This window comes from Pseudomonas sp. CCOS 191, from assembly GCF_001007005.1.
In the GTDB taxonomy this organism is placed as follows: Bacteria; Pseudomonadota; Gammaproteobacteria; order Pseudomonadales; family Pseudomonadaceae; genus Aquipseudomonas; species Aquipseudomonas soli.
On record NZ_LN847264.1, the window covers coordinates 5,172,960 to 5,198,001 of the forward strand.

Annotated in this window: 19 protein-coding genes and 1 pseudogene; 10 read left to right on the top strand and 10 right to left on the bottom strand. The window is 64.5% G+C overall.

Annotation, left to right across the window (positions count from 1 at the left end; all coding sequences use genetic code 11):
• The first annotated feature begins 10 nt into the window (after window positions 1-10).
• The gene (locus CCOS191_RS23130) at window positions 11-307 is read left to right on the top strand and encodes a cupin domain-containing protein (RefSeq protein ID WP_046857155.1); all 297 of its coding nucleotides are present in this window, start codon (window positions 11-13) and stop codon (window positions 305-307) included.
• A gap of 33 nt (window positions 308-340) precedes the next feature.
• Here CCOS191_RS23130 and CCOS191_RS23135 read toward each other — a convergent pair whose 3' ends face one another.
• Window positions 341-3,766 (bottom strand): NACHT domain-containing protein, encoded by a 3,426-nt coding sequence (locus tag CCOS191_RS23135; protein WP_046857156.1) that lies wholly within the window; start codon window positions 3,764-3,766, stop codon window positions 341-343.
• A gap of 381 nt (window positions 3,767-4,147) precedes the next feature.
• Between CCOS191_RS23135 and CCOS191_RS23140 the strand changes: the two genes are divergently transcribed.
• The gene (locus CCOS191_RS23140; protein ID WP_046857157.1) at window positions 4,148-5,317 is read left to right on the top strand and encodes an MFS transporter; all 1,170 of its coding nucleotides are present in this window, start codon (window positions 4,148-4,150) and stop codon (window positions 5,315-5,317) included.
• Here the strand turns inward: CCOS191_RS23140 and CCOS191_RS23145 are convergent.
• The 3 genes from CCOS191_RS23145 to CCOS191_RS23155 all read right to left on the bottom strand — a co-directional run bounded on the left by CCOS191_RS23145 (window position 5,295) and on the right by CCOS191_RS23155 (window position 7,682).
• Window positions 5,295-6,221 carry a LysR substrate-binding domain-containing protein gene (locus tag CCOS191_RS23145; RefSeq protein WP_046857158.1) on the bottom strand — a complete coding sequence of 309 codons (927 nt, stop codon included), beginning with the start codon at window positions 6,219-6,221 and terminating at the stop codon, window positions 5,295-5,297. The genes CCOS191_RS23140 and CCOS191_RS23145 overlap by 23 nt on opposite strands.
• Window positions 6,222-6,335: 114 nt before the next feature.
• On the bottom strand, window positions 6,336-6,956 hold the full coding sequence (gene ycaC, locus CCOS191_RS23150) for an isochorismate family cysteine hydrolase YcaC (protein WP_023632674.1): 621 nt from the start codon (window positions 6,954-6,956) through the stop codon (window positions 6,336-6,338).
• Between the two features lie 36 nt (window positions 6,957-6,992).
• Window positions 6,993-7,682, bottom strand: coding sequence for a hydrolase (locus CCOS191_RS23155; RefSeq protein ID WP_046857159.1), 690 nt, complete (start codon window positions 7,680-7,682; stop codon window positions 6,993-6,995).
• A 442-nt stretch (window positions 7,683-8,124) separates the two neighbouring features.
• On the opposite strand from CCOS191_RS23155, the gene CCOS191_RS23160 reads away from it, so the two are divergent.
• From CCOS191_RS23160 to CCOS191_RS23170, 3 genes are all read left to right on the top strand, one after another.
• Window positions 8,125-8,514, top strand: a complete 390-nt coding sequence (locus CCOS191_RS23160; RefSeq protein ID WP_046857160.1) for a YybH family protein — start codon at window positions 8,125-8,127, stop codon at window positions 8,512-8,514.
• An 87-nt stretch (window positions 8,515-8,601) separates the two neighbouring features.
• Window positions 8,602-10,101, top strand: a complete 1,500-nt coding sequence (locus CCOS191_RS23165; RefSeq protein WP_046857161.1) for a purine-cytosine permease family protein — start codon at window positions 8,602-8,604, stop codon at window positions 10,099-10,101.
• 13 nt (window positions 10,102-10,114) lie between these two features.
• Window positions 10,115-11,545 (top strand): aldehyde dehydrogenase family protein, encoded by a 1,431-nt coding sequence (locus CCOS191_RS23170; RefSeq protein WP_046857162.1) that lies wholly within the window; start codon window positions 10,115-10,117, stop codon window positions 11,543-11,545.
• Window positions 11,546-11,985: 440 nt separating this feature from the next.
• Here CCOS191_RS23170 and CCOS191_RS23175 read toward each other — a convergent pair whose 3' ends face one another.
• The 3 genes from CCOS191_RS23175 to CCOS191_RS23185 form a co-directional block, all read right to left on the bottom strand.
• Entirely contained in the window at window positions 11,986-14,388 is a 2,403-nt protein-coding gene (locus CCOS191_RS23175) for a DUF3772 domain-containing protein (protein WP_046857163.1), read from the bottom strand.
• 54 nt (window positions 14,389-14,442) lie between these two features.
• A complete protein-coding gene (gene ada, locus CCOS191_RS23180) occupies window positions 14,443-15,501 on the bottom strand; it encodes a bifunctional DNA-binding transcriptional regulator/O6-methylguanine-DNA methyltransferase Ada (RefSeq protein ID WP_046857164.1) in 1,059 nt (352 codons plus the stop codon).
• 94 nt (window positions 15,502-15,595) lie between these two features.
• Window positions 15,596-16,222: a DNA-3-methyladenine glycosylase family protein gene (locus CCOS191_RS23185; RefSeq protein WP_046857165.1), complete on the bottom strand. Its 627-nt coding sequence runs from the start codon at window positions 16,220-16,222 to the stop codon at window positions 15,596-15,598.
• Window positions 16,223-16,389: 167 nt separating this feature from the next.
• Between CCOS191_RS23185 and CCOS191_RS23190 the strand changes: the two genes are divergently transcribed.
• The 3 genes from CCOS191_RS23190 to CCOS191_RS23200 all read left to right on the top strand — a co-directional run bounded on the left by CCOS191_RS23190 (window position 16,390) and on the right by CCOS191_RS23200 (window position 20,419).
• The gene (locus CCOS191_RS23190) at window positions 16,390-16,905 is read left to right on the top strand and encodes a sigma-70 family RNA polymerase sigma factor (protein ID WP_046857166.1); all 516 of its coding nucleotides are present in this window, start codon (window positions 16,390-16,392) and stop codon (window positions 16,903-16,905) included.
• A complete protein-coding gene (locus CCOS191_RS23195; RefSeq protein WP_046857167.1) occupies window positions 16,892-17,848 on the top strand; it encodes a FecR domain-containing protein in 957 nt (318 codons plus the stop codon). Before CCOS191_RS23190 ends, CCOS191_RS23195 begins: the two co-directional genes overlap by 14 nt.
• Before the next feature lie 96 nt (window positions 17,849-17,944).
• Window positions 17,945-20,419, top strand: a complete 2,475-nt coding sequence (locus CCOS191_RS23200) for a TonB-dependent siderophore receptor (protein WP_046857168.1) — start codon at window positions 17,945-17,947, stop codon at window positions 20,417-20,419.
• Between the two features lie 22 nt (window positions 20,420-20,441).
• On the opposite strand, the gene CCOS191_RS23205 is transcribed toward CCOS191_RS23200, so the two are convergent.
• Both CCOS191_RS23205 and CCOS191_RS28260 read right to left on the bottom strand, forming a co-directional pair.
• Window positions 20,442-21,599 carry an MFS transporter gene (locus CCOS191_RS23205; RefSeq protein WP_046857169.1) on the bottom strand — a complete coding sequence of 386 codons (1,158 nt, stop codon included), beginning with the start codon at window positions 21,597-21,599 and terminating at the stop codon, window positions 20,442-20,444.
• 125 nt (window positions 21,600-21,724) lie between these two features.
• Window positions 21,725-21,868 carry a hypothetical protein gene (locus tag CCOS191_RS28260; RefSeq protein WP_172670907.1) on the bottom strand — a complete coding sequence of 48 codons (144 nt, stop codon included), beginning with the start codon at window positions 21,866-21,868 and terminating at the stop codon, window positions 21,725-21,727.
• 536 nt (window positions 21,869-22,404) lie between these two features.
• On the opposite strand from CCOS191_RS28260, the pseudogene CCOS191_RS28845 reads away from it, so the two are divergent.
• Window positions 22,405-22,509 (top strand): annotated as a pseudogene (locus tag CCOS191_RS28845) (DUF3077 domain-containing protein); the annotation flags it as partial.
• Window positions 22,510-22,606: 97 nt separating this feature from the next.
• On the opposite strand, the gene CCOS191_RS23210 reads toward CCOS191_RS28845, so the two are convergent.
• On the bottom strand, window positions 22,607-23,821 hold the full coding sequence (locus CCOS191_RS23210; protein WP_046857170.1) for an MFS transporter: 1,215 nt from the start codon (window positions 23,819-23,821) through the stop codon (window positions 22,607-22,609).
• Window positions 23,822-24,022: 201 nt separating this feature from the next.
• On the opposite strand from CCOS191_RS23210, the gene CCOS191_RS23215 reads away from it, so the two are divergent.
• Window positions 24,023-24,946: a FecR family protein gene (locus CCOS191_RS23215; RefSeq protein WP_046857171.1), complete on the top strand. Its 924-nt coding sequence runs from the start codon at window positions 24,023-24,025 to the stop codon at window positions 24,944-24,946.
• Window positions 24,947-25,042: the final 96 nt, after the last annotated feature.

Sequence of the window (25,042 nt, forward strand, 5' to 3'; positions counted from 1 at the left end):
GGCCTACCCCATGACGCAGAAGCCCCAACGCCCCAAAGCCGTACCCACCGTTCAGGCGAACACCGAAGAAGTGATCGTCACCGAATGGCGCTTCGCCCCAGGTGCCGAGACCGGCCGGCACCTGCACGGCCATGACTACGTGGTGGTGCCGATGACCGATGGCACGTTGTTGCTGGAGACCCCGGAAGGCGACAAACATGCACCTCTGGTCGCAGGCCAGAGCTACTTTCGCAAGGCCGGTGTGGAGCACAACGTGGTCAATGCCAGCGATCACGAGATTATCTTCATCGAGACCGAATTAAAGTAAAAGAGTGGAGCCGGGCTCATCGAGACCCGGACTCTATTTAGCGCCGGAAACATCCAGCACAAAGATCTTGATGCGTGCGCGATCGGACGTTTCCAGAGTGGACTCGAGTTGCTCCAGCATCTCCTTGGCATTGCCTGGCACTCGACCGTCCGGCCCCGCTTTCACCCCCTGCATACCAAACCAGAACACACCGTATATCCCATAGCCTTGGGCCCCTGGATCGCAGGTGTAAAGCGCTTTCAACTGGTTCTCTATGGCCTTCCAGACATCGGCATGCAAGTTCCGTTTCAACTCGACGACCAGCTTGGTGGATCCTTTTTGGACGGCGATATCGACGCGCTTGTCATCATGCATATGCGCTTCCGGCTCGGCAGAGAATCCCCGTGGCTCCAGGCGAGGACGTAGGAAACTCAACAAGACGTCCCGACAGCTTTCCTCCCACTTTGGGGAATCGATTTTTCCATCGATTTCATTCCAAAAGAGCTTATGGAGGTCCAGATTGCCCCTCAAGCTATCTGCTACATCGATCAGTTCCTCCATGACCAGAAGTTGCAGGCTGGCAATATCCTCGGCTACCCCACCCTCCAAAAGACAGACTATCTCCTTCCAGCCCCTGCGAATGTGGTGCGAGTCACGCTGCCGCGCGGCATGAATTGCCAGGGCATGCTTGATATTGTCTTGCCATGGAGCAAAGCTGGAGTCCAACTGCAACTCAAGCAGGCCAGTTTTCGCATCGGGGCAATTTTTCAATGCCACATGCCCGATCAGACTTGCCATGAAGTAACCGGCATCCTCGGCCCGGGTATTGATAGGTGAAAATATCGCCGACTCCACCTGAGCGGGGTATTGCTGGGCAACCAATCGACAAAAATCGAAAAACTGCTGGGTGGTCAGGTTCATTGGCCCCGCAAATCCACGTGCCAGGCCACTCAGGTCACGTAAGAACCAGACCACTTCGTTCCGTTCCTGTTCATTCAAGTCTTTCAACGCCGGCATGAAGCGTTCGAACGACATCAACAGACCCAAGGCAATCAGCAGTGTCTTGTTCTGACCCAGCCCTCCCTCACAGAACAACGCCCACATCGACCTCCACATCGACGGACTGTCAAGCTCTCGGTAATAAGGACGAACCATGTGATAAAACAAATTGCCGCCCAAGGATATGACCGACGGCATCAGCCTTGTGACAACGTCGAGCTTGTCTGAATGGGGGATGTCTGTTGCGAGCTCAAGCACCTTCGCCCCCGAGTTCAGGCCCTCGGCAAAATCACAAAAAAGGCGAAATGCCATACACTCGATGTAAACATCATACTGTCGCTCACGAAACGCCTTGAACCATGGGCGCTCGCCTAAGCGTCTCCGTTCCATCAACCTGAAGATCAACATTTCCAATAAAGCTGGATCGAGTTCCTCAGGCATCATCCCCTGCTCGAAGCAGAGCTCCATTTGCGCCACGAGCTCATCCAGCATCTCTACTCTGAAACTCAAAGGTTCCTCGTCCACGACTGACTCGGTGACGGTCTTAACCGCAGGCACCGCAAACGGAAAGTTCTCCAGCCCTTCGAAACTGGCTGCACGGTCTCGTATCCCCTCCCACGCCAGATCTGAGCCTTCTCGCGAAACCAAGGCGTTGCGCAAGGCTTCACATTGTGCCGGGCTGAACCAGACAGACATCGCGTTTACGTGGTTTAACCAGGCAAACAGTCGGAGTTCACACAGATCAGGGGCAGTTTCAACATAACGGATGATCAACGACATCATGAAGTCCACCAGTTCATGCGTCGCTTCTTTATTCGCGGGTTTTGCAAGAAGCATCACCCCCCCGTCAAGGACGGCAGGAATGTCTTCACCGCTGATCAATTCGTGAAGCTGCCAGGACCTCAAACTCGAAGGCTGCTGCGTTTCTTCCGTCAACGAATGGCCATAAAGCTCAAGAATGTCTTCGGCTTTCCATCCAATCATTGGGGCACGACGCAGGATTTGCGCACGCAGTCGCGTGCCTCGACGCTCACGGGATAAAACCTGCATCGCCTCGCGCATTGCAGCCACGCCGCTCGCTCCGATTTTCAGTAACGCTTCGAGCGCGTAGAAACGCTCATCCAATCTCCTGTCACTACTGATCATCAGCTCGTATAGGGCATTGCACAGATCAGGCATCGGGCAGCCAACTCGCAAAGTATCCAGCACGAGCAGACGCAGGGTGTACGGAGTCGACGAGTCGGCCATGAGCACTTCGAAGCATGGCGCCAATGAAGGCTCGGCGACCCCGACCAACGCTTGAGTCGAGCGATCATAGCCTCGAAATCCAGGGTCTATTACCGCCAGCTGAGCCAGCGCGGCGAAAAGCTGCTGTTTGCTCTGCGAAGAGAACGACGCCGCATCGCCATAACTGAGAACGCCGTAGGGATCCTGGTCGATAAACAGTTGAACATGGGCTGGAAGGAAATTGCACAACCAGGCATGCACACCACGCAAATGGGAAACAGGCTGCCCCTCGGGCCCCAGTAACTGTCGCAGCCGGGTGAGTGGCACGCCATTGAAGAACAACTTCGCCAGGTAGCGTGCAGCCAGGAATTCGGCAATGACCTTATGGCTTTGATGAAACGCCCCAGAGTCGTGATCAGCCAAGAACACACGGCTGCGCAAAGCAGCTCGTATAGACAGCTCACTGCACAGCGGCAGATTTTTTATCAAGGGGAGTCGCGGTTCCCGTATCTCCTGGGCACTGACCCCATCGATATCAGCCAACAACTGCAACGCGCAGAGACCACCGGCAGCCAACAATAGTTGTTCATCAGACAGCTCACTCAACTTGCCGAGCAAATGCTCCTCATTGTGCTCGTTCAATAAAATCGCGCAGGCGTGTTCGAAAAGTGCCGTCCGTGTTTTTGGCCATTGAGCGTTGTTGGCCACCTCAGCCAGCAGGCGTAATGTCAGCGGATTCCCCAGCCCTTCGTCGAAGCCATGGCTACTGGCTTGCTGCAGAAAAACCACCGGATCATCAACATTGCACTGCCTGGCCACTTCAAGCTGCTCGTCCTCGCCAAGTGGCTGCAAGCGAAGTACAGTTATCTCTTCTTCGCCATAGCACGTCGAAAGCACATTGATATCGGACTTCCCCAACCAGTCAGCACTGCGGCAGGAAAGGCGTATCCGGCATTGCTCGAGGAGGCCGATCCTCTCGACAAGCTTGTCGATCGCGGGCATGTCTCCATAATGGCAGCGGTACTCGTCCAACGCATCGATGAACAATAAGCTGCCCGAAACGATCTTGGCTGGATTGAGCGCCAGAAACTGGCGTACCGACAGGTACTGTCCTCCCAAGCGGCGGGCAGTCGTCTGGAACAGGTGGCTCTTCCCTGCCCCCGGGTCACCAAGCAGAACTACACAGGCCTGCTCTTGGAACGATGAGAACGGGGCGATTTGCCCACCCAAAGTACGAACATTGCGATCATCCACTGCCTGCCTCTCCTCCTCCGACCAGCTTGCTCATGCCAATCTGCCATGACCTGTCATACAGCCCCCCTGCGCGGGCTGGCAAGCAAACTCAGCACTATATACCGCTGCCCTGCCAGCAGGGCATATGTCCATCAAGGACCATCGCGCGCCGCCAAAGACCTTGTAGCGACTCTTCTCAGGCGGTGACCTAAACCCGATCACCATGACGTTGCGAAACCGGCAGAGACTTTATGACCGGCACACAACTCGCTACACTCTCCAATGCTTGAACCGGGATAACCGAAGCACTGCCTCGAAACCCGATGGACCTGACCCTTGCCGGTCAACCGTCGGGACAAATGGGTCCGGACCTTGGCCGGCCTGTTTATCGGAGGCAACACAATGAGCCCGCGTATCTGGCTGCTGGCCCTGGCGACGTTCGTCACAGGCATGGCAGAAAACATCACGGTCGGCATCCTGCCGGCCCTGGCCGATGGCCTGCAGGTCCCGCTCGGTATCGCCGGGCAGCTGACCACGGTGTTCTCCCTGAGCTTCGCCCTCGCCGCGCCCTTCTCTCCCCTGCTGACCACACGCCTGCCATTGCGCCGCCTGCTGTGCGCCACCCTGGCGATCTTTGCCCTGTGCAACCTGGCAGCAGCCCTGGCGCCTGGCTATACCGCGTTGCTGATGGCGCGCATAGGCATGGCCGCGACCAGCGCCCTGACCTGCCTGACCTGCACACTTATGGCCACGCGCATGGTGCCCGAGGCCCTGCGTGGCCGCGCCATCGGGGTGATCTTCATGGGCATCTGCAGCTCACTGGTGCTGGGGGTGCCGGCCGGGATGCTGCTGTGCGACGTGCTGGGCTGGCGCGGCGTATTCACCGGGCTGAGCGTGCTGGCGATGGCGGTGCTGCTGATGGCCTGGCAAGGATTGCCGCAGCTGCAGAGCAGCGAACGCATCGCCCTGCGCAGCTATGTCCGCCATCTGCGCGACAGCCGCCTGATGGCAGCACAGGGCGTGTCGTTGCTGATGATCGCCGGGCACTTCACGGTCTTCGCCTACCTGGCCCCCTATGCCCACCAGGTCGCCGACATTCCGCTGCAATGGCTGGCGGCAGTGTTCGCCGCCTTCGGCATCGCCGGTGTTTCGGGCGGCTATATCGGCGGCTGGATGGCGGACCGGCTTGGCGCAGGCCGCTCCATCACGCTGGCGCCATTGCTCTATCTCGCCAGCTTACTGGTACTGCCCTTGAGCGTGGGCACGCCATGGTTGTTCCTGGCGACCATGATGCTCTGGGGCGGGCTGAGCTGGACCACCTCACCGGTGGTGCAGAGCTACCTGGCGGCCCGTGGCCCGGACACCTTCCCAGCCGGCATGAGCCTGAACATGTCGGCCATGCACCTGGGCGTCGGGCTGGGTTCGGCCATCGGCGGCGTGGTGATCACCGGGGCGACGCTGGCGGCCACCCCCTGGGCCGGCGCCGCGCTGACCGCCTTGGCGGCAGGCCTGGCGTTCTGGTCGGCCCGCCCTCCTGCCGAGCCAGGCTTCAGCGAGCGCGAACCGGCGTAGCGGCCTGCTGCTCCTGCTCGAAGGCGTCGGCCAGGTAGTCGATCAGCTTGCGCACCGCGGGCATCAACCCGCGTCGGGAAGGGAACAGCGCCACCACCTCCCCTTCCCGTGGCGCCCAGTCGTCGAGAGCATGCACCAGCCGTCCGTCAGCCAGATCAGCACGCACCGCTTCCTCGGGCAGCAGCACCGCGCCCACGCCGGCCAGCGCGGCCTCGCGCAGTACCGCGAGGTCGTCCGACACCACACGGGGGCGATGGCGCACGGCAGCCTCGGCGCCAGCAGGCCCGACCAGCATCCAGGTGGCGTCCTGCACATTGGTGCCCCAGTTCAGGCTCGGCAGGAGCTGGAGCCCTTCCGGCGACACGGGCCGCCCGTGTTCGGCCAGCAGGCCCGGCGCAGCCACCAGGCACTGACGGCTCGGGGCCAGGCGACGCATCACCAGCTCGCTGCTTTCCAGTGGCTGGTGCTGCACGCTCAGCACCAGGTCGAAACCCTCGCCGATCACATCCACCCGGCGGTTGTAGCTCTTGACCAGCAACTCGACCACCGGGCATTGCGCCATGAAGCGCGCCAGCATCGGTGCCAGGCGCGAGTCGAGCAGCGCGGTGCTGCTGGCCAGGCGCACGATGCCACGGGGCTCGGCGCGGTTGCGCTCGACGGCATCCTCGGCGGCGACGGCCTGCTCGAGCATGCCCAGGCAATGGCGGTAATACTCCAGGCCCACCTCGGTCACCTGGAACTGCCGCGTGGAGCGCTGGATCAGGCGCACGCCCAGGCGCTCCTCGAGCTTGGCCACGCGCCGGCTGAGGCGTGACTTGGGCAGGCCAAGGATGCGCCCGGCGGGCGCAAAGCCGCCGTGCTCCACCACCTTGGCATAGAGATAAAGGTCGTTCAGGTCGAACATCGGCAACACTCGTCCACGGCTCACCGCTGCATCATCCGCCATTCTCCAGGGATCGTCACAGGGGCCGTGGGTGTCACCAGGCCCGGGCCCCGGCAACGGGGCCCGGGCTGGCGGTCACTTGGCCAGCTTGCTGTAGCTGGTCATCAGGTTGCGGTAGTCGGGGATGTGGTTGGAGAACAGCGTGCCCAACCCTTCGATGTCGTTGCGCCAGTCACGGTGCAGCTCGCAGGCCACGCCGAACCAGGTCATCAGCTGGGCGCCGGCGGCTTCCATGCGGCGCCAGGCCGAGTCGCGGGTCAATTCATTGAAGGTGCCGGAAGCGTCGGTGACCACGAACACCTCGAAGCCCTCCTCCAGCGCCGACAGCGCCGGGAAGGCCACGCACACCTCGGTGACCACGCCGGCGATGATCAGCTGCTTCTTGCCGGTGGCCTTCACCGCCTTGACGAAGTCCTCGTTGTCCCAGGCGTTGATGTTACCGGGGCGGGCGACGTAGGGCGCCTCGGGGAACTGCTCCTTGAGCTCAGGCACCAGCGGGCCGTTGGGGCCGGTCTCGAAGCTGGTGGTGAGGATGGTCGGCAGCTTGAAGTACTTGGCCAGGTCAGCCAGCGCCAGCACGTTGTTCTTGAACCGGTCCGGGTCGATGTCGCGCACCAGCGACAGCAGCCCGGTCTGGTGATCGACCAGCAGTACCGCGGCGTTGTTCTTGTCCAGACGCTTGTATTGGAATGCCATGGTGGATCTCCTTGCTTGGATGGGAAACAGCCAGGTTCAGTTGCGCTGCGAGTCCAGTTGCTCATGGCCGGTGACCACGGCCTGGGCCTTGGCGTAGCTCTCGATCAGCAGTTGATAGTGCGGAAACACCGCGCTGTAGGCCTCGGCCCACTGGGCGGCGTCCGGACGGTTCCAGGTGCGCTGCACCTCGGAGCAGACGGCGGCGGTGTCCATTGGCACCACGCCAGCCTGGACCACCCGCGCCAGGGTCACTTCCTGGGCCATCTTGGAGTAGGTGCCTGACGCATCGATGACAGCGAACACCTGATAGCCGGCGGCCACCGCGCTGATGCTGGGAAAAGCCATGCACACGCTGGTGATGGTGCCGGCGATGATCAGTTGCTTGCGCCCGGTGGCCTTCACCGCAGCGACGAACTCGGGGTTGTCCCAGGCGTTGATCTCACCTTTGCGGGCCACGTATTGCGCATGCGGCGCAGCCTCATGGATTTCCGGGATCAACGGGCCGTTGGGGCCCTGGGGTACCGAGGCGGTGGTGATGACCGGGATCTTCGCCAGGCGGGCGACCTTGGCCAAGGTGATGGCATTGGCCCGCAGCTCGGTCATGGGCATGTCCTTGACCGTCTGGAACAGGCCACTCTGGTGGTCGATCAGCAGCATCGCGACGTTGTCGGGGTCGATGCGTGGTACCTGGCCTTCGAAGTTGGCGGCTTGCGAGAAATTGCTCATCGTTCTCTCCTCTTGGTGTGAGAACTGGCCGTCCTGGCCGCTGCGGTCGGGCCGCGCCCCACACATCCACAGTGGGGACTATGAGAGTAGGCAACGCAGGCTGAACGAAGCGACCGTCAGTCGGCGGGCCGTGGAATATGCCCGTGCGGCCTGTGGCCAAGCGGGCGGCAGGGCTAACGGTAGAGAGGAGAGATGCGGGCCGGTAGGCCCATGGGTGAACCCTCAGAGTTGCGCTGGGGGAACGATGACGAAATGCCTGCCCCAATCACCGATCCGATGGATCGGCAATTTTCAGCAGCGCTACTTGGTCGGTTACTTGGTCGGTCAGCCCATTGGTTCACAGTTTCCTGAACTGATTATTTGTCCACAGCGATTCTTCCCCTCGCCGGCCCCCACCAGAATCGCTTCACCAACAATCACAAAAAACCGTGAGGCCACTCCCGTGGACCAGACACTCCAGGTACGGCAGGCCGCCGCCGACCTCGTCGCCGCCTTCGCCAGCAACGACACCGCTCGCTACTTCGCCTGCTTCAGCGAAGACGCCACCTTCCTCTTCCACACCGTGCCGCAACCGCTGCTGTCGCGCCGTGCCTATGAAGAACTCTGGGCCAGCTGGCAAGCGGACGGTTTTGCCGTGCTCGGCTGCGAGTCGAGCAATGCCCAGGTGAGCCTGCAGGGCGACGTGGCGATCTTCATGCACGACGTGGCCACGCGCCTGCGCGTCGCCGGCGAGACCCTCGACCTGAACGAGCGCGAGACCATTGTCTTCCGCCTGCACGGCGACCGCTGGCTGGCCTGTCACGAGCACTTGTCGGTCGTCTCGCCGGCCTGATCCCCTTTCAAGCGGCCCTGCCGCACTGCCATCGCACCCACAACAAGGCCGCCCGACGGCCGACAACATTCGCGCTGGAGCATCACCATGAGCCACTCGACCGGTATCGAGACCAATGGCGTCGAACAGATCCCCGACGATCAACGCGACGCCGCCCCGCTGGACCTGTTCCGCCTGATCTTCGGCGGTGCCAATACCTTCGCCACCGCCGTGCTGGGCAGCTTCCCGGTGCTGTTCGGGCTGTCGTTCCAGGCCGGGGTCTGGGCGATCCTGCTAGGCGTCGGCGTGGGCGCGCTGATCCTCGCGCCGATGGGCCTGTTCGGCGCGCTCAACGGCACCAACAACGCGGTATCGTCCGGCGCGCACTTCGGCGTGCACGGGCGTATCGTCGGCTCGTTCCTGTCACTGCTGACCGCCGTGGCGTTCTTCTCGCTGTCGGTATGGAGCTCCGGCGATGCCCTGGTCGGGGGCGCCAAGCGCCTGGTCGGCCTGCCGGAAACCGACCTGACCCTGGGCTTGGCCTATGGCCTGTTCGCGATACTGGTGCTGGTGGTGTGCATCTTCGGCTTCCGCTTCATGCTGTGGGTCAACAAGATTGCGGTGTGGGCCTCGAGCCTGCTGTTCCTGCTGGGCATCTTCGCTTTCGCCGGGCCCTTCGATGCGGGCTACGCCGGCAGCGTCAACCTCGGCCAGGCCGGCTTCTGGGCGGCGTTCGTCGGCGCGGCGATCCTGGCCATGAGCAACCCGGTGTCGTTCGGCGCCTTCCTCGGCGACTGGTCGCGCTACATCCCGCGGCAAACGCCCAAGTCGCGCATCATGCTGGCGGTGATCCTCGCCCAGGCCGCCACGCTGATCCCGTTCCTGTTCGGCCTGTGCACCGCCACCCTGGTGGCCAGCCAGGCACCGGACTACATCGCCGCCAACAACTATGTCGGCGGCCTGCTGGCGATCTCGCCGGGCTGGTTCTTCCTGCCGGTGTGCCTGATCGCGGTGATCGGCGGCATGTCCACCGGCACCACGGCGCTGTACGGCACCGGCCTGGACATGTCCAGCGTGTTCCCGCGCCTGCTCAGCCGCGCCGCCGCCACATTGCTGATCGGCGTGCTGGCCATCGGCTTCATCTTCGTCGGCCGCTTCACCTTCAACCTGGTGCAGAGCGTGTCGACCTTCGCCGTGCTGATCATCACCTGCACAAGCCCCTGGATGGTGATCATGATCCTCGGCCTGATCACCCGCCGCGGCTTCTACCATGCCGACGACCTGCAAGTGTTCACCCGTGGCCAGCAAGGCGGCCACTACTGGTTCGACCACGGCTGGAACTGGCGCGGCATGGGCGCGTGGATCCCCAGCGCGGTGGTTGGCCTGTGCTTCGTCAACCTGCCCGGGCAGTTCGTCGGCCCGCTGGGCGAGCTCGCCGGCGGCATCGACCTGAGCCTGCCGGTGACCCTCGGCATCGCCGCCGTGCTGTACCTGATCCTGCTCAACCTGTTCCCCGAACCTGCTGGCGTGTATGGCCCCCGTGGCCCGCGCTGGGTGCGCTGCAAAAGCACGCCCGTGAAGCCCGTGACCACTGCCGAAATGGCCTGACTGGAATCCGACCATGACCACACCTCACTACATCGACGGCCGCTGGGTCGAAGGCCAGGGCAGCGACTGCATCGTTGTCCACAACCCGTCCGACGGCCAGCCGTTCGCCGAACTGATGGCCGCCAGCAGCGCCCAGGTCGACCAGGCCGTAGCCGCCGCGCGCCGTGCCCTGGCGTCCTGGAAGACGGTCAGCGCCGCCGAGCGCGCCACCTACCTGCGCGGCTTCGCCGAACAGCTGGGCCAGCGCCGCGACGAACTGATCGCCCTGCAGATGCGCAACAACGGCAAGCCGCGCCATGAGGCCGAGATCGACCTCGATGACGCCATCGCCACCTTCGCCTACTACGCCGACCTGGCCGAGCAGTTACCGGCGAAAAACCGTGACGTGCCCCTGGCGGCGCCGGGCTTCACCGCCCGCACCCGCCTGGAGCCAGTGGGCGTGGTCGGCCTGATCGTGCCGTGGAACTTCCCGCTGGTGACCAGCGCCTGGAAACTCGCCCCGGCCCTCGCGGCCGGCTGCACCGTGGTGCTCAAGCCCTCCGAAATCACCCCGCTGATCGAGCAGGCCTACGGCCAGATCGCCGAGGTGCTCGGCCTGCCGGCTGGCGTGTTGAACATCGTGGGCGGCAAAGCCGAGACCGGCGCTGCGCTGAGCGGCCACAACGGCCTGGACAAGCTGTCATTCACCGGCAGCAACGGCGTCGGCAGCCAGGTGATGCGCGCCGCCGCGGCCCAGTGCCGGCCAGTGACGTTGGAGCTGGGCGGCAAGTCGGCCATCGTGGTGTTCGACGATTGCGACGTCGACCAGGCGGTGGAGTGGATCGTCGCCGGCATTACCTGGAACGCCGGGCAGATGTGCTCGGCCACTTCGCGCCTGCTGGTGCAGGACGGCATCGCCGACGCCCTGCTGCCGCGCTTGCAGGCGGCGCTGGCGGCGTTGCGCGTGGGCAACCCGCTCACTGAAGAAGTGGATATGGGGCCGCTGACCAGCCAGGCGCAGTGGCTCAAGGTCGCCGGCTATTTCGCCACCGCCCGCGAAGAGGGCCTGAAGTGCCTGGCCGGCGGCACCGCGCTGGACCGCGACGGCTGGTTCGTCAGCCCGACGTTGTATGTGGATGTACCGGTAAGCAGTCGCCTGTGGGGCGAAGAAATCTTCGGCCCGGTGCTGTGCGCGCGACGCTTCGGCAGCGAGGCCGAGGCCATCGCCCAGGCCAACGACAGCCGCTTCGGCCTGGTCGCCACCGTGTGCTCCGCCGACCTGGAACGCGCCGAGCGCGTGGCCGATGCGCTGGAGGTGGGGCATGTGTGGATCAACTCGGTGCAGGCGGTGTTCGTCGAAACCTCGTGGGGCGGGACCAAGGGCAGCGGAATCGGGCGTGAGCTCGGGCCTTGGGGGCTTTCGGGGTATCAGTCGGTGAAGCATGTGACGCGGTGCTTGGGGTGATTTTTTAGGCGTCCCTTTCAAGGAAATGGGGAGGCAGGCAGGTGTTCGACGACTGCCTTGCAGCGCCTGTCAGATCGAGCGCCGTCCACACGGCGCATCGCTGGCAAGCCAGCTCCCACATTTGTTTCGGGCCAGTCTCTCCTGTGAGGTTATCGCTGCCCGCCTTGGTGCATGTCTTGAGAAAGGTGGAGCGCCGTGGTGCCCACACTGAAACCGCGTCGTACTCACAAGGCGTACAGCCGCGGCGGCGCAGGCATAACTGGCCCGAAACAAATGTGGGAGCTGGCTTGCCAGCGATGCGCCGCGCGGGCGGCGCTCGATCTCATAAGCGCTGCAAGGCTATTGGCGAACACATGGTCGCCTTTTCGCGATATCACTTAGAACACTATCGCGGGGCCAGTCACATCGGCACGCCGATACGACTGGCCCCGCGATTGGCCTTATGCCGGTTCGTCGGCCTGGCGCCCGTTCTCCTGCACCAGCACCATGCTCGCCGGCGACGACAGGGCGATGCCTTCCTCACGCAAGCGCCCGAGGATAGTGAACAACAGGTCGCTGCGCGTGCCCGATACCTGTCGAGGCGAAGCGACATAGCCACTCACCCCGATGACCATGCCACTGCTGGTCAGGTCCTTGAAGGTCACCGAGGTGGCCGGTGCGTCGAGGATCGACTCGTGCTCCTTGTACGCCGCCAGCAACACCTCGCGCACTTTCGCAGGGTCGGTCTCCAGCGGCAGCGTCAGGGTGATGCCCACCACCCCCAGGGCATTGGCCATGGTCACGTTGCGCACGTTCTGCGAGATGAACTGCGAATTGGGCACGATCACCGTCGAGCGGTCGGACATCTGGATTTCCGTGGCGCGCACGTTGATCCGGCGAATATCACCCTCGACACCCGCCAGGCTCACCCAGTCACCCACCTTCACCGGGCGCTCGGTGAGCAGGATCAGGCCGGAGATGAAGTTCTGCACGATCTGCTGCAGGCCGAAACCGATACCCACCGACAGCGCACTGACTACCCAGGTCAGACTGGTCAGGTTGATGTGCAGGGTGGACATCACCAGCATGGCCAGGAACAGGAAGCCCAAGTAGCCCACCAGGGTCACCAGCGAGGCGCGCATGCCGGCGTCCATGTCGGTTTCCGGCAGCAGGCGTTCGCTCAGCCAGCGCTTGACCACGCGAATGGCGAACCAGCCACCGAGGAAGATCGCCACGGCCAGGAAGATGTCCTGGGGCACGATGTTCAGGTTGCCCAGCACCTTGCCACCGGTGCCGTCCCAGTCCGCCAGGCTCAGCAGCAGCTCGCCGGGGCTGGTGCCCGATGGCATGAATATCAGCAACGCGGCGGCAAACAGCAGCAGTGTGCGGCCGATGCCCGCCAGCACCGTGCTGGCCTGGGCCTGGTGGCGTTGCTGCAGGCCCAGCGCCGAGGCCAGCGCCAAGCCGCCAGGCTGGCGCGGTGACAGCAGGGTTTCGCACAAGTCGCCGAACACGGTCACCAGCAGGTAGGCGCAGGTCACCACCACACTGACCCACAGCAGCTTGGCGGTGAGGAAGTAGGCAAGCGTCAGGTAACCCGCGAGCAGGGTCAGCAGGACCGCCGCCACCCACACCACGATCACGAACGGTATCAGCCCGGCCAGGCCCTTGGGACGCTCCAGGTCGTGCAGGCGGTGGGCGCGGCGATAGCGCAGCAGCGCCACGACGAACAGCAGCGACACCACCAGCGCGGTCACGCCGTTGGTAGCCAGGGTCAGCGCCAGGCTGGTGCCAATCACGCTGTTGATACGCTCCTGGGTCAGCAGCACCATCAACGCCAGGGCCAGCACCTTGGGGAACCAGCCCAGCGCGCTGGCCACCTCGTCGGCGATCGGCGGCAGGCGCCAGGACGGGCGCTGCAGCATCAGCATGGCGCGCCCCAGGCCCGAAATGAAGGCACTGAAGATCACCAGCGCAAGGATATGGTTGGTCAGGCTGGCGACGTCGGTACCCAGGTCGGCGCTGCTCTCCAGGCCCCAACGCAACAGCGACACCGAGCCGGAGATGGTGCCCAGCGTGGCCAGGCTCACGCTCAGGGCCAGGGCGCTGCGGCGCAGGCGGCCTTCAGGCAGCCAGCGGATCATCGCATCGGCCAGCAGGCGCTCCAGCAGCCGCCGTACCAGGGTCCAGACCAGCACCGCCGCCACCAGCGCGGTGATGAACAACCAGCGGTGTTCGGCGCTGAAGGCGCTGGCCATGGCGTCCGAGACTTCGCCGCGCAGGTCGCGCAGGCGCGCCACGTCGTCGTCGGTGGGGCGGATCAGGCTCGACCAGAACGCCGGGCTCAACGGGCTGGCGGCGCGGCTGGTGATCTGCGAGTTGAACAGGCTGCGGCGCAGGTTGACGATCTGCGTGGACAGGTCACGGGCCGACTGGGTCAGCGTGGTGGCGTCCTTCTGCTCGGCGACCACCTTGTTCTTTTCGTCAGTGAGCTGCTTGCGCTGCCGCGTCAGGCTCTCGGCCTCTTCCGCCATGGGAGGGCCGAGCACATTCAGCTGGTCGTCCAGGCGCTGCACGTCGGCGGTACGCTGGGTGGCCAGAACATCGGCCTGGCGCTGCACCTGCAGGGCCGACTGGCGCAACTGCGCGAGCAGGTCGTCATTGGCGTTGCTGGTGACGCCCTGGCGGATCTGGTCGAGTCGTTCGCTCAACTCTTCCAGGCTGGCGTTCTCGTCCAGCACCTGCTGCTCGGCCACGGCCAGGCGCGATGCCGGCGTGGCCGGGGCAGCCCAGGCCGGGACGGCCAGGCACAACAGCAGGGCGAAAATCCCCGCATAGAATCGGTCAAGGCTGACACGCCTCATCGAATGTTCCTCTACGCAACTCGACAGGGCGTGAATTCTACTCGGTCCGCGCGCTCAGGAGAGTGCCGTCTCTCGGTCCAGCAACTGACGCTTGCGCTCGATGCCCCAGCGGTAGCCACTGAGGTCGCCGTCACGGCGCACCACCCGGTGACAGGGAATGGCCACGGCGATCGTGTTGGCCGCGCAGGCCTGGGCCACCGCCCGCACGGCCTTGGGCGCGCCGATACGCTCGGCGATGTCGGTGTAGCTGACCGTGGTCCCGGGCGGCACCTCGCGCAGCGCTTGCCAGACCCGCTCCTGGAACGCCGTGCCCTGCACATCCAGGGGCAACGCCAGGCCCAGCGCCGGCGCCTCGACGAAGCCGATCACCTCGGCCACCAGCCGCTCGAAGGCGTCATCGCCGCCGATCAGCCGGGCCTTGGGGAATTTGTCCTGCAGGTCCTTGAGCAAGGGCTCGGGCTCGTCACCCAGCAGGATCGCGCAGATGCCCCGCTCGCTCTGGGCCACCAGGATCGCCCCCAGCGAGCATTGGGCCACGGCAAAATGGATGGTGGCACCCTGGCCGCCGGCACGGTACTCCCGCGGGCGCATGCCCAACCGCTCGGCGGCGCTCTCGTAAAACCGGCTGTTGGAGTTGTAGCCCGCGTCGTAGATGGCCTCGGTGACGCTGTCGGCGGCATCCAGGCGCTGGCGCAGACGTTGGGCGCGGAAGGCTGAGGCATAGGCCTTGGGGGTCAGGCCGGTCTCGGCCTTGAACAGGCGATGCAGATGGAACGGGCTGACGTTCAGCTCGCTGCCGAGCTGGTCGAGGTTGGGCGCGGTTTCACTGGCTTCGATCAGGCGGCAGGCGCGGGCAACCAGGTCAGTGCGCCGGCTGCCCTGCCCGGCCTTGCAGCGCTTGCAAGCGCGGTAGCCAGCTGCCTCGGCCTGGCCGGGGTCGGCAAAGAACTCGACGTTCTCGCGCTTGGCCAGGCGCGACTTGCAGGCGGGCTGACAGTAGACGCCGGTGGTGCGCACGGCGTAGACAAAGTGGCCGGTCGCGGCGGTGTCGCGGGACTGCACGGCGTGCCAGCGTTCAGCGTCGGTGGTGTAGGTGGTCGGGGCGGGGGTCATGGCGCCTCTCCTTGGTTCGATGCGCTGAGCTTGACGGCTTGGCCGAAAGTGAACACTCCGAATCTTGCGTTATCTTCAACGGCCCAATCACGGGTCAAGCCCGCCACAGGTACCAGGCCGCCACGGTCCGGTACGGGCTCCACGCCCCGCCCAAAACCCTCATCTGCGCGGGCGTCGGTGCCTTTTCCAGCGCCTTCATGCGCCGATACCCCTCGCGCACGCCAAAATCATCCACCGGCAGGATATCCGATCGCTCCAGGCTATAGATCAACAGCATCTCCACCGTCCAACGCCCGACTCCTCGCAGCGCCACCAGGCGTTCGACCAGTGCGGCATCCGACATATGCAGCGCCTCTTCCCGGCTGGGCACCACACCCTCCACACGCGCCTGGGCGATCCCGTGAACCGTGGCGATCTTGCTCGCGGAGAGCCCACAGGCGCGCATCGCCTCCGGCGTCACCGCCAGCAACTGTTTGGGCGAGGGAAACGCTCCATCCGGGAACAACGCCAGCAACCGCCCGAGGATCGCCTCGGCCGCCCGCGCATGCAACTGCTGGTAGGCGATGGCCCGCACCAGCGCTTCGTACGGCTCGCGCCCGGGCGTGGCCCGATGCAAACAGGGGCCCACGGCGGCAATATGCCGCGCCCAGTCCGCATCCTGCACGGCCAACCAGGCAGCGGCATCGTCAAAGGCCTGCGGGGAAAGGTCTGCAAGGATCATTGTTGGCGTTCCCATGGACACAGCCTCCCAGCCTAACCCAACCGTTCATCGGTGAAACGCTCAATCTTGCGCATCTAATCGCTGGCATACCATTGATCCGCCCGTGGCGCCCCGCATAGAATTGAGAACCATTAACAATCACATTATCCGGGCAGGCTCTCCAGACGATGCAGATCGAAGACACGCTGAAACCGGCCGAGGTCGATCTGCTCTATCAGGCCCATCACCGCTGGCTGCGCGGCTGGCTCGGCGCCCGGGTGGGTTGCCGGGAGAACGCCGCCGACCTGGCCCAGGACACCTTCGTGCGCCTGCTCAAGGCGCGCCAGGCCTCCCCACTCAAAGAGCCACGCGCCTACCTGAGCAGCATCGCCCGTGGCCTGATGATCGACCAGTTCCGCCGTCGCGCCCTGGAAAAAGCCTACCTGGAAAGCCTGGCCAACCTGCCGGAACAAGAGGCGCCCAGCGAGGAGCAACGCCTGTTGATCCTCGATACCCTCGAGCGCCTCGACCTTGCCCTGCAACGCCTCAAGCCCCGGGCCCGGCAGGCCTTCCTTCTGGCCCAGCTCGACGGCCTCAGCCTGGCGCAGATCGCCCAGCGCCTGGACGTTTCCCGGGCCACCGTGGAACGCGACCTGGCCAAGGCCCTGGGCGTCTGCTATCGGATGCGCTATGCCGACGCCTGAACAGGTACCGACCCAGGCCCAGGTCGACCAGGCCATCGAATGGCTGGTCAAACTGCGCTACGACAGCCCCGGCCCACGTACCGAACAGCAGTTCCAGCGCTGGCTGGCCAGCCACCCGCAGCATGCCCAGGCCTGGCAGCGGGTCAGCAGCCTCGGTGACGAACTGGCCAGCCTGCCCGCCGAGCTGAGTCGGCAGACCCTCGCCGGTACCGAGCGCCGACGCATGAGCCGGCGCGACCATCTCAAGCTGCTGTCGGTATTGGCACTGGGCGGCGCCGCTGGCTGGGCGGCGCGTGAACCGCTGGGCCTGTCGGCCTGGATGGCCGACAGCCGCACCGCCACCGGCGAGCGCCGTGAACTGCTCGGCAGCGACGGCAGCCTGATCCGCCTGAACACCGCCAGTGCCATCGACCTGCGCTACAGCGCCGACCTACGCCGGCTGACCCTGCTGCGTGGCGAAATCAGCCTGGACAGCAACGTCAACGACAACCGCCCGTTCAGCATCGACACCCCGGTTGGCACCCTCGGCACCCAAGGCGGCCAACTGCTGCTGCGCGAGAACGACCAGGGCCTGCTGCTGGCCGTGCGCCGCGGCGAGGTGACGTTGTTCCCCGCCTCCAGCGCCGCGCATTCGGTCAAGCCTGGCGAGGTGCTGCAGGTGTTCGCCCAGGGCGACTACCGGCCTGCCACCGTGCATGGCGACCCCTGGGGCTGGACCGACGGCGTGCTCAGCGTGCAGCAGATGCCCCTCGGCGAGTTCATCGACGAGCTGTCGCGCTACCGCCCCGGCGTGTTGCGCTGCGCGCCGGAGGTGGCCGGGCTGAAAGTTTCCGGCACCTACCAGCTGGCCGACACCGACCAGGTCCTGCTGCTGGTCGCCCGTAGCCTGCCGGTGCGCGTCGACTACCGCACACGCTATTGGGTGAGCATCGGCGCCGCCTGAACAATTGATGAAAATAAATGAGGTGGAATCTCATTCTCGTCCGGCCTGAAGGAAAACAAGCCCGAACAGTGGTCTGACAACCTTCAGGAGCGCTTCATGATTCGCCCGTGTTCCCCTCGCAACGCCACCCTGCGCCATGCCATCCACGCTGCCGCCCTCGGCCTGGGCATGGCCTGCGCAGGCGTGCTGCCGCCAGTCGCCGTCGCCGCGCCCGCCAGCCATAGCCAGCAGCGCGACTGGAACATCCCGGCCGGCCCGTTGGCCGCCGCGCTGGACCAGCTGGCGCGCCAGGGTGGGCTGAACCTGTCGTTCGACGCCGGCAGCCTGCAGGGCAAGACCACCCAAGGCGTGCAGGGCCGGCATGACAGCGCGCAGGCGTTGCAGATCCTGCTGCAGGGCAGCGATGTGCAGATCCAGCAGGAAAGCGACAAGAGCTTTCTGCTGATACCCGCCCTGGAGGTGGGCGATGCCCTGCAACTGGGCGCCACCAGCATCTCCAGCAACCGCCTGGGCGAGACCACCGAGCACAGCGGCTCCTACACCACCGGGGCAGTCACCATCGGCAAGACACCGCAGAGCATCCGCCACACGCCGCAATCGGTGACCGTGGTCACCCGCCAGCGGATCGACGACCAGAACATCACCAACCTCACCAACCTGCTCGAGCAGACCCCAGGCGTGGTGGTCAACCTGACCGACAGTGAGCGGGTGCAGTACTACTCGCGCGGCTACCAGATCGACGCCATCCAGTACGACGGCGCCACCGTGGTGCAGAGCAGCGGCGGTGGTTCGTTCATCCAGAGCGATTCGGCAATCCTCGACCGCGCCGAGATCCTGCGCGGCGCCACCGGCATGCTGCGCGGTGCCGGCAATCCTTCCGGCACCGTCAACCTGGTGCGCAAGCGCCCCACCTATGAATTCCAGGGCGAAGGCAGCGTCACCCTTGGTACCTGGGATGCCCAGCGCTACGTCGCCGACCTTTCCGGCCCCTTGACCGAGACTGGCAACGTGCGTGGCCGGGTGATCGCGGTGCATGACGAGAAGGACCATTTCCAGCAATCGCGCCAGGAGCGCAAGGATGTGTTGTACGGGGTCATGGCCTTCGATCTCGACGACAGCACCACCCTGACCACTGGCCTCGAGTGGACCCAGCTCGACGCCACCGGCGCCTGGGGCAACCTGCCGGCCGACTACGACGGCTCGCCACTGCCGTTCGGCCGCAGCACCTACCTGGGCGCCGACTGGAACCGCTGGAACCGCAGCAACCTGCAGACCTTCGCCGAGCTCGAGCATCGTTTCGACAACGACTGGACGCTCAAGCTGATGGCCCAGCGCACCCACTTCGAACTGGACGACAACGGCTTCAAGCAGACCTACTTCAGCCGTGCCACCGGCACCGCCAACCCGACCCGCAACCCTTACCTGATGAGCTACCAGGTCACCGAAGGCGATGGCGGCGAGAGCCTGCAGAACAACCTCAGTGCCACCCTCAACGGCCCGTTCGACCTGCTCGGCCGCAGCCACGAGCTGATGCTGGGCGTCGAGCGCATCCGCAACGACTCCTACGCCTCGGCCACCAACAATGTGCAATCGGGCGTGTTCGACATCCGCACCTGGGACCCGAAGACCAGCCTGGCCAACCCGAGCATCGACATCACCGCCCACCCGGTGCGCACCCGCACTACCCAGGAAGGCGCCTATGCCACCTGGCGCATCTCCCTGGCCGATCCGCTCACCGCGATCATCGGCGCCCGCGCCAACTGGTACGACTACGAGCAGGAAAACAACACCAAGGCCAACGGCAAGTTCAGCGTCGACAACGAGATCGTGCCCTACGCCGCGCTGATCTACGACCTCAACGAGAACTTCAGCACCTACGCCAGCTACACCGAGATCTTCAACCCGCAGACCAACACCGATGCCGCAGGCTCCGTGCTCGAGCCGGTCACCGGCGAAGCCTACGAGACCGGGATCAAGGGTGAGTTCTACGAGGGCCGGCTGAACACCTCGCTGGCGTTCTTCCGCATCTACCAGGTCGGCAACGCACTGGACGACCTCAGCGGGCCGAACCCGTGCCTGCCCAACTACACCAGCGGCTATTGCAAGGTCGCCGCGGGCAAGAACCGCAGCCAGGGCTTCGAGCTGGAGATTTCCGGCGAAGTGCTGCCGGGCTGGAACGTGACCGGCGGCTACACCTACAACACCACCGAATACCTCAAGGACACCACCGGCAACAACGGCAACCCGATCCGCACCACCGACCCCAAGCGCATGCTGCGCCTGTTCACCAGCTATCGCCTGCCGGGCGAGCTGCAGGCCTGGACCGTGGGCGGCGGCGTGCAGGCGCAGAGCGCCATCTACAACCGCAGCGGCACAGCCGAAGCTTCGCAGTCGGGGTATGCGGTGTACAACGCGATGGTGAACTACCGCTTCAACGACAACTATTCGTTGCAGTTGAACGCCAACAACCTGTTCGACAAGAAGTACTACCGCCAGGTGGCGCCGACGCCGACCGGGTACTACTGGGGCGATCCGCGCAATGTGTCGGTGACCTTGCGCGGAACGTTCTGACCTGCCGTTCGATGGCTGGGGGTCAGTCCGCCACCGCCTGAAGCTTGCCCGCCCGGCGATAGGCCTGGCGGGCGAAGCACACGAACAGCCCCGCCATCAGCGCCAGCGCCATGGGCAGGCCATGGGGCGCCACGTCCATTGCCGCGCCGCTGACCAGCGGCCCGACCAGGCTGCCGACGCCCCACAGCAAGCCGACGCTGGCGTTCGCCGTGACCAGGTCCTGGCCTTTGAAGCGCTGCCCGATCAGTACCAGCGCCAAGGTATAGATGCCCCCCGCCACCGCGCCGAGCACCACCAGCAGCGGCCACAGCAGCCAGGTCATCTGCAGCAGCCAGGGCAAGGCGATGCCGATAATCATTGCCACCAACCCGCATACCAGGTGCAACCCGGTGCGCTCGACCCGGTCGGCGAGCCAGCCCAGCGGCAGCTGGAAGAGCATGTCGCCGGCGAACACCACGGTCACCATCAGCGCCGCCACGCCCACGGCGAAACCATGGCTGGTGGCGTACACCGGCAGCAGCGACAGCACCACGGCATCGAAGAACGAGAAGAACAGCACCGCCACGCACAAGGCCGGGGCCACACGGAAGAAGCCGGCCAGGCCGAAGCTCTTGGCGTCTTCCTCATGCTCGACATGATCGTTGGGCACGGTGAACAGGATGCACAGCAAGGCCAGGCCATAACAGAGGGTGACCACACCGGTCAGCCATGGGCTATTGGCGCCCAGCAACGCGAGCAGCGCCGGGCCGAGTACCTGGAAGCCGGTGAAGCTGGTGGCGTATAGGGCCATGATCTTGCCGCGGTTGTGCTCCGGGCACAGCTCGTTGACCCACGACTCGCCGAGTATGATCGCGATGCCCATGCCGATGCCAAGTCCCAGGCGCAGCAGCGCCAGCCACAGCATCGAGTCGAAGGCCCACTCGAGCAAGGCGATGCTAAGGGTGCACAGGCTGAAGCTCAGCAAGTAGATGACGCGGCGGGTCAGGTGCCGGCAACAAGCGTCGACCATGAACGCCGAGAGCATCATGCCCGCCGCCGGGATCGCCGAGATGATGCCGATCTCCAGCGTCCCCGCTCCCGCCTCGTGCAGGCGCAACGACACCAGCGGCAGGCTCGCCCCGAGGCTGAAACCGACCACCGACACGGCGAACAACAGGCCCGCCAGCAAACGCATGTTCATGTACCACTCCTTGCAAGCCGGCGCGCAGGGGCTCTGGCGCTGGCCGACTGGAAAATCCGCTGAAAGATGTTCGAACGCAGGCGCCCGCAATCACGCCGCAATGGCGCGCTACGCAGGGGCGCGGATCAGTTCAGGGCAAGGTGTGGCGAGAAGGTGAAGGCGAACAGCACGCTGCGTCGACGCTTGAGCACCGTGTCGCTCGGCCACGCGCGGCGAGCTGTCGGGGCGACAGGCTGGCGGTGTGGGCTGAGGCTACGGGTACGGCGCATTGCATCGGCTACGCAGGTATTGAGGAGGCGGCACTCTAGGCCAAGGTGATTCGGACCGTCAATCGCCACAGTGGCTTCGCCCTCTCTGTGGGTGCCGCCGCGTTACAACGCCCGCTGAAAGTCTTGAGCGGAGAAGTGGTGATGTTTTAAGACTTTCCCCATTCCCTGTAGTCCATTTCCCAAACATACTCCCAAGCCCTTTCAAGCCATTGCGGTGCTCTGGGTTGGCCTCTAGTCTCGGGCGGTCGCTGCAAAATCAGCGACCGGCTTTGACAGGCCGCTCTGAACAAACCGCATGGCGCTGCTTTATGGCGGCTGTGCGTGGGGCACCTCGTGTGCGCCGGTTTCTGGTCTTGTTCACCGGTCTGTCAACCCATGTACAGCTGCCACTTTGCAGATGCCGGTACAGGCGCCGACGCTGCATTAAGCCCGCTTCACGCAGCTAAGTACTGAGAAGTCCTGGCGTGGGAGCGGGCTTGCCCCGCGATGGCGCCCGCACAGGCACCGACCATTTCAGGGAGAACAACCATGACATCACCGGGATCATGGAGGAAAAGCCCCAGCTGCTCTGGGCGTCGTATTACCTGAGCGCGCTGACCAAGGCGCTGATGGATGATGCCGAGCTAGGCATGAAGCGCTGACACCTCAAAAGCATCGCGCAGGCAAGACACCTGAGCGCAAACGTCTGGACGCCGGCTTGTCGCGGCGGCGAAAGGGGCGCACAGCGCCCCTACCCTCTCAGCGCTTGCCGGTGGAAGGCAAGAACACCGCCAGCAACCCGAACAATGGCAGGAACGAGCAAACCCCGTACACATACTCGATCCCACGCAGGTCGGCCACATACCCCAGCAGCGCCGCGCCGATCCCGCCAAACCCGAACATCAGCCCGAAGAAGATCCCGGCGATCATCCCCACATTGCCCGGCACCAGTTCCTGGGCATACACCACGATCGCCGAGAACGCCGAAGCCAGGACGAAGCCGATCACCACGCTGAGCACGGTGGTCCAGAACAGGTCGGCATAGGGCAGCGCCAGGGTGAACGGTGCCACACCCAGGATCGAGAACCAGATCACCGCCTTACGCCCAATGCGGTCACCGATGGGCCCGCCAAAGAAGGTGCCCGCCGCCACCGCGCCGAGGAACAGGAACAGATGCAGCTGCGAACTGGCCACCGACAGCTGGAACTTCTCGATCAGGTAGAAGGTGAAGTAGCTGGTGAAGCTGGCCATGTAGAAGTACTTGGAAAACACCAGCAGGCCCAGCACCACCAAGGCCATGATCACCCGCTGGCGCGAGATGCCGTGGGTGGCCTGCACCGCCCTGCGCGCCTTGGCCTGGTTCAGGTGCTCCTTGTACCAGCGGCGCAGCATCAGGGTCACGGCAAAGAAGAACAGCCCGGCCACGCCGAACCAGGCCACGTGGGTCTGGCCGAAGGGAATGACGATTGCCGCCGCCAACAACGGGCCAAGGGCGGAGCCTGCGTTGCCGCCGACCTGGAAGCTCGACTGGGCCAGGCCGAAGCGCCCGCCCGAGGCCAGCCGGGCGATACGCGAGGTCTCCGGGTGGAAGGTCGAGGAGCCGATACCCACCAAAGCCGAGGCCAGCAGGATCATCGGGAAGCTGCCAACGAAGGCCAGCATCACGATCCCCACCAGGGTGCACAGGGTGCCCAGCGGCAACAGGTTCGGCGTGGGCCGCTTGTCGGTGAAGAAGCCCACCCACGGCTGCAGCAGCGACGCAGTGATCTGGAAGGTCAGGGTGATCAGGCCGATCTGGGCGAAGCTCAGGTTGTAGTTGGCCTTGAGCATCGGGTAGATCGCCGGCAGCACGGCCTGGATCAGGTCGTTGATCAGGTGCGCCAGGGCACAGAAACCAATGATGCTCATCACCAGCGGCGTGGCCGGGTTTGCCGGGCTGCTGGCGCTGGAAGTCGGGGTGCTGCTGATGGCCATGGGCTGGATGTCCGTCTGCGGATTGGGATCCGATTATCGTGAAACAAATAGATACGAAGCTACCTTTTTATTTGCGCGAGCCTTCCATCCGACACGTACTTGTAAATAATTCTCAATATATTTAGCATCCTTTCTCCTCTTCCCTGTGAACGCTGGGCAAAACCGCCCGCCCTCTGCGAGCAGACCGATCCCATGAGCCCGATGCCCGCCTTGCAGCCCACGCCCGACCCCGAGCAGGAAGCCCTGGACTGGTTCTCGCGCCTGCGCCAACCCGGCTGTGACGAGGCCCTGCGCCAGGCATTCGCCAGCTGGTGCCAGGACCCGCTCAACGCCAGGGCGTATGCCCAGCTCGAAGCTTACTGGCAGCAGTTGCAGGTGCCGGCCGCCCGGCCACGACCACGGGTCGCCAAGGTACGCCGCAGCCGTGCCGGACTGTGCCTGGCGCTGCTGTTCCTGATGCTGGTGGCGGCACTGGCCTGGCTCTACTGGCCACTGATGCAGCGCCTGGGCAGCGAATTGCACACCGACAGCGGCGAACGCCGCAGCGTGCGCCTGGCCGACGGCTCGACCCTGCACCTGGACAGCGCCAGCGCGATGAATGTCGACCTGCGTGGCCGCACCCGCCAACTGCATCTGGTGCAGGGCCAGGTCTACCTGGAGGTGATGCTCGATGGCCGGGCCATGGAGGTGCAGGTCGATGACACCCGGATCCAGGTGTTCGGCACTCGCCTGCAGATCGCCCGCCATGCCGACCACGACGAACTGGTGGTGCTCAGCGGCAAGGCCGCAGTCCTGCAGGGTGGCGACCAGCGCCTGGTGAATGCCGGCGAACGCGTGACGTTCAGCGAAAGCCGCATCAATCCGGTCGAAAAGATTGATGCCAAATTGGCCGATGCCTGGCGCAACGGCCAATTGAAGGCCAGGAACCTGCCGTTGAGCGAAGTGCTGGAGCGCCTGGCCGATTACCGTGGCCAGCGTGTCTGGATGATGAACGAGCAAGCAGCCTATCAGCGGGTCAGCGGTGACTTCGACCTCGACCACCCGGCGCAGAGCCTCGAGCGCCTGGCCGCCGATCAGCAATTGCGCCTGCACAGCCTGCTCGGCCACTGGCTGATCGTGCGCTGAGGCGCCCTTCCGGGCTAAGCGTTTGAAAGGTTGGAAAATTTTTTTGAAAACGTTGTTGACAGGATCGCGATTCGAGCTAATAATGCGCGCCAAGTT

Excerpts from the sequence above, each read along its gene's own strand:
- CCOS191_RS23130 (WP_046857155.1), top strand. The coding sequence starts at position 11 with ATGACGCAGAAGCCCCAACGCCCCAAAGCCGTACCCACCGTTCAGGCG.
- CCOS191_RS23140 (WP_046857157.1), top strand. The coding sequence starts at position 4,148 with ATGAGCCCGCGTATCTGGCTGCTGGCCCTGGCGACGTTCGTCACAGGC.
- CCOS191_RS23145 (WP_046857158.1), bottom strand. The coding sequence starts at position 6,221 with ATGTTCGACCTGAACGACCTTTATCTCTATGCCAAGGTGGTGGAGCAC.
- ycaC (WP_023632674.1), bottom strand. The coding sequence starts at position 6,956 with ATGGCATTCCAATACAAGCGTCTGGACAAGAACAACGCCGCGGTACTG.
- CCOS191_RS23155 (WP_046857159.1), bottom strand. The coding sequence starts at position 7,682 with ATGAGCAATTTCTCGCAAGCCGCCAACTTCGAAGGCCAGGTACCACGC.
- CCOS191_RS23165 (WP_046857161.1), top strand. The coding sequence starts at position 8,602 with ATGAGCCACTCGACCGGTATCGAGACCAATGGCGTCGAACAGATCCCC.
- CCOS191_RS23170 (WP_046857162.1), top strand. The coding sequence starts at position 10,115 with ATGACCACACCTCACTACATCGACGGCCGCTGGGTCGAAGGCCAGGGC.
- CCOS191_RS23175 (WP_046857163.1), bottom strand. The coding sequence starts at position 14,388 with ATGAGGCGTGTCAGCCTTGACCGATTCTATGCGGGGATTTTCGCCCTG.
- ada (WP_046857164.1), bottom strand. The coding sequence starts at position 15,501 with ATGACCCCCGCCCCGACCACCTACACCACCGACGCTGAACGCTGGCAC.
- CCOS191_RS23185 (WP_046857165.1), bottom strand. The coding sequence starts at position 16,222 with ATGATCCTTGCAGACCTTTCCCCGCAGGCCTTTGACGATGCCGCTGCC.
- CCOS191_RS23190 (WP_046857166.1), top strand. The coding sequence starts at position 16,390 with ATGCAGATCGAAGACACGCTGAAACCGGCCGAGGTCGATCTGCTCTAT.
- CCOS191_RS23195 (WP_046857167.1), top strand. The coding sequence starts at position 16,892 with ATGCCGACGCCTGAACAGGTACCGACCCAGGCCCAGGTCGACCAGGCC.
- CCOS191_RS23200 (WP_046857168.1), top strand. The coding sequence starts at position 17,945 with ATGATTCGCCCGTGTTCCCCTCGCAACGCCACCCTGCGCCATGCCATC.
- CCOS191_RS23205 (WP_046857169.1), bottom strand. The coding sequence starts at position 21,599 with ATGAACATGCGTTTGCTGGCGGGCCTGTTGTTCGCCGTGTCGGTGGTC.
- CCOS191_RS28260 (WP_172670907.1), bottom strand. The coding sequence starts at position 21,868 with ATGCGCCGTACCCGTAGCCTCAGCCCACACCGCCAGCCTGTCGCCCCG.
- CCOS191_RS23210 (WP_046857170.1), bottom strand. The coding sequence starts at position 23,821 with ATGGCCATCAGCAGCACCCCGACTTCCAGCGCCAGCAGCCCGGCAAAC.
- CCOS191_RS23215 (WP_046857171.1), top strand. The coding sequence starts at position 24,023 with ATGCCCGCCTTGCAGCCCACGCCCGACCCCGAGCAGGAAGCCCTGGAC.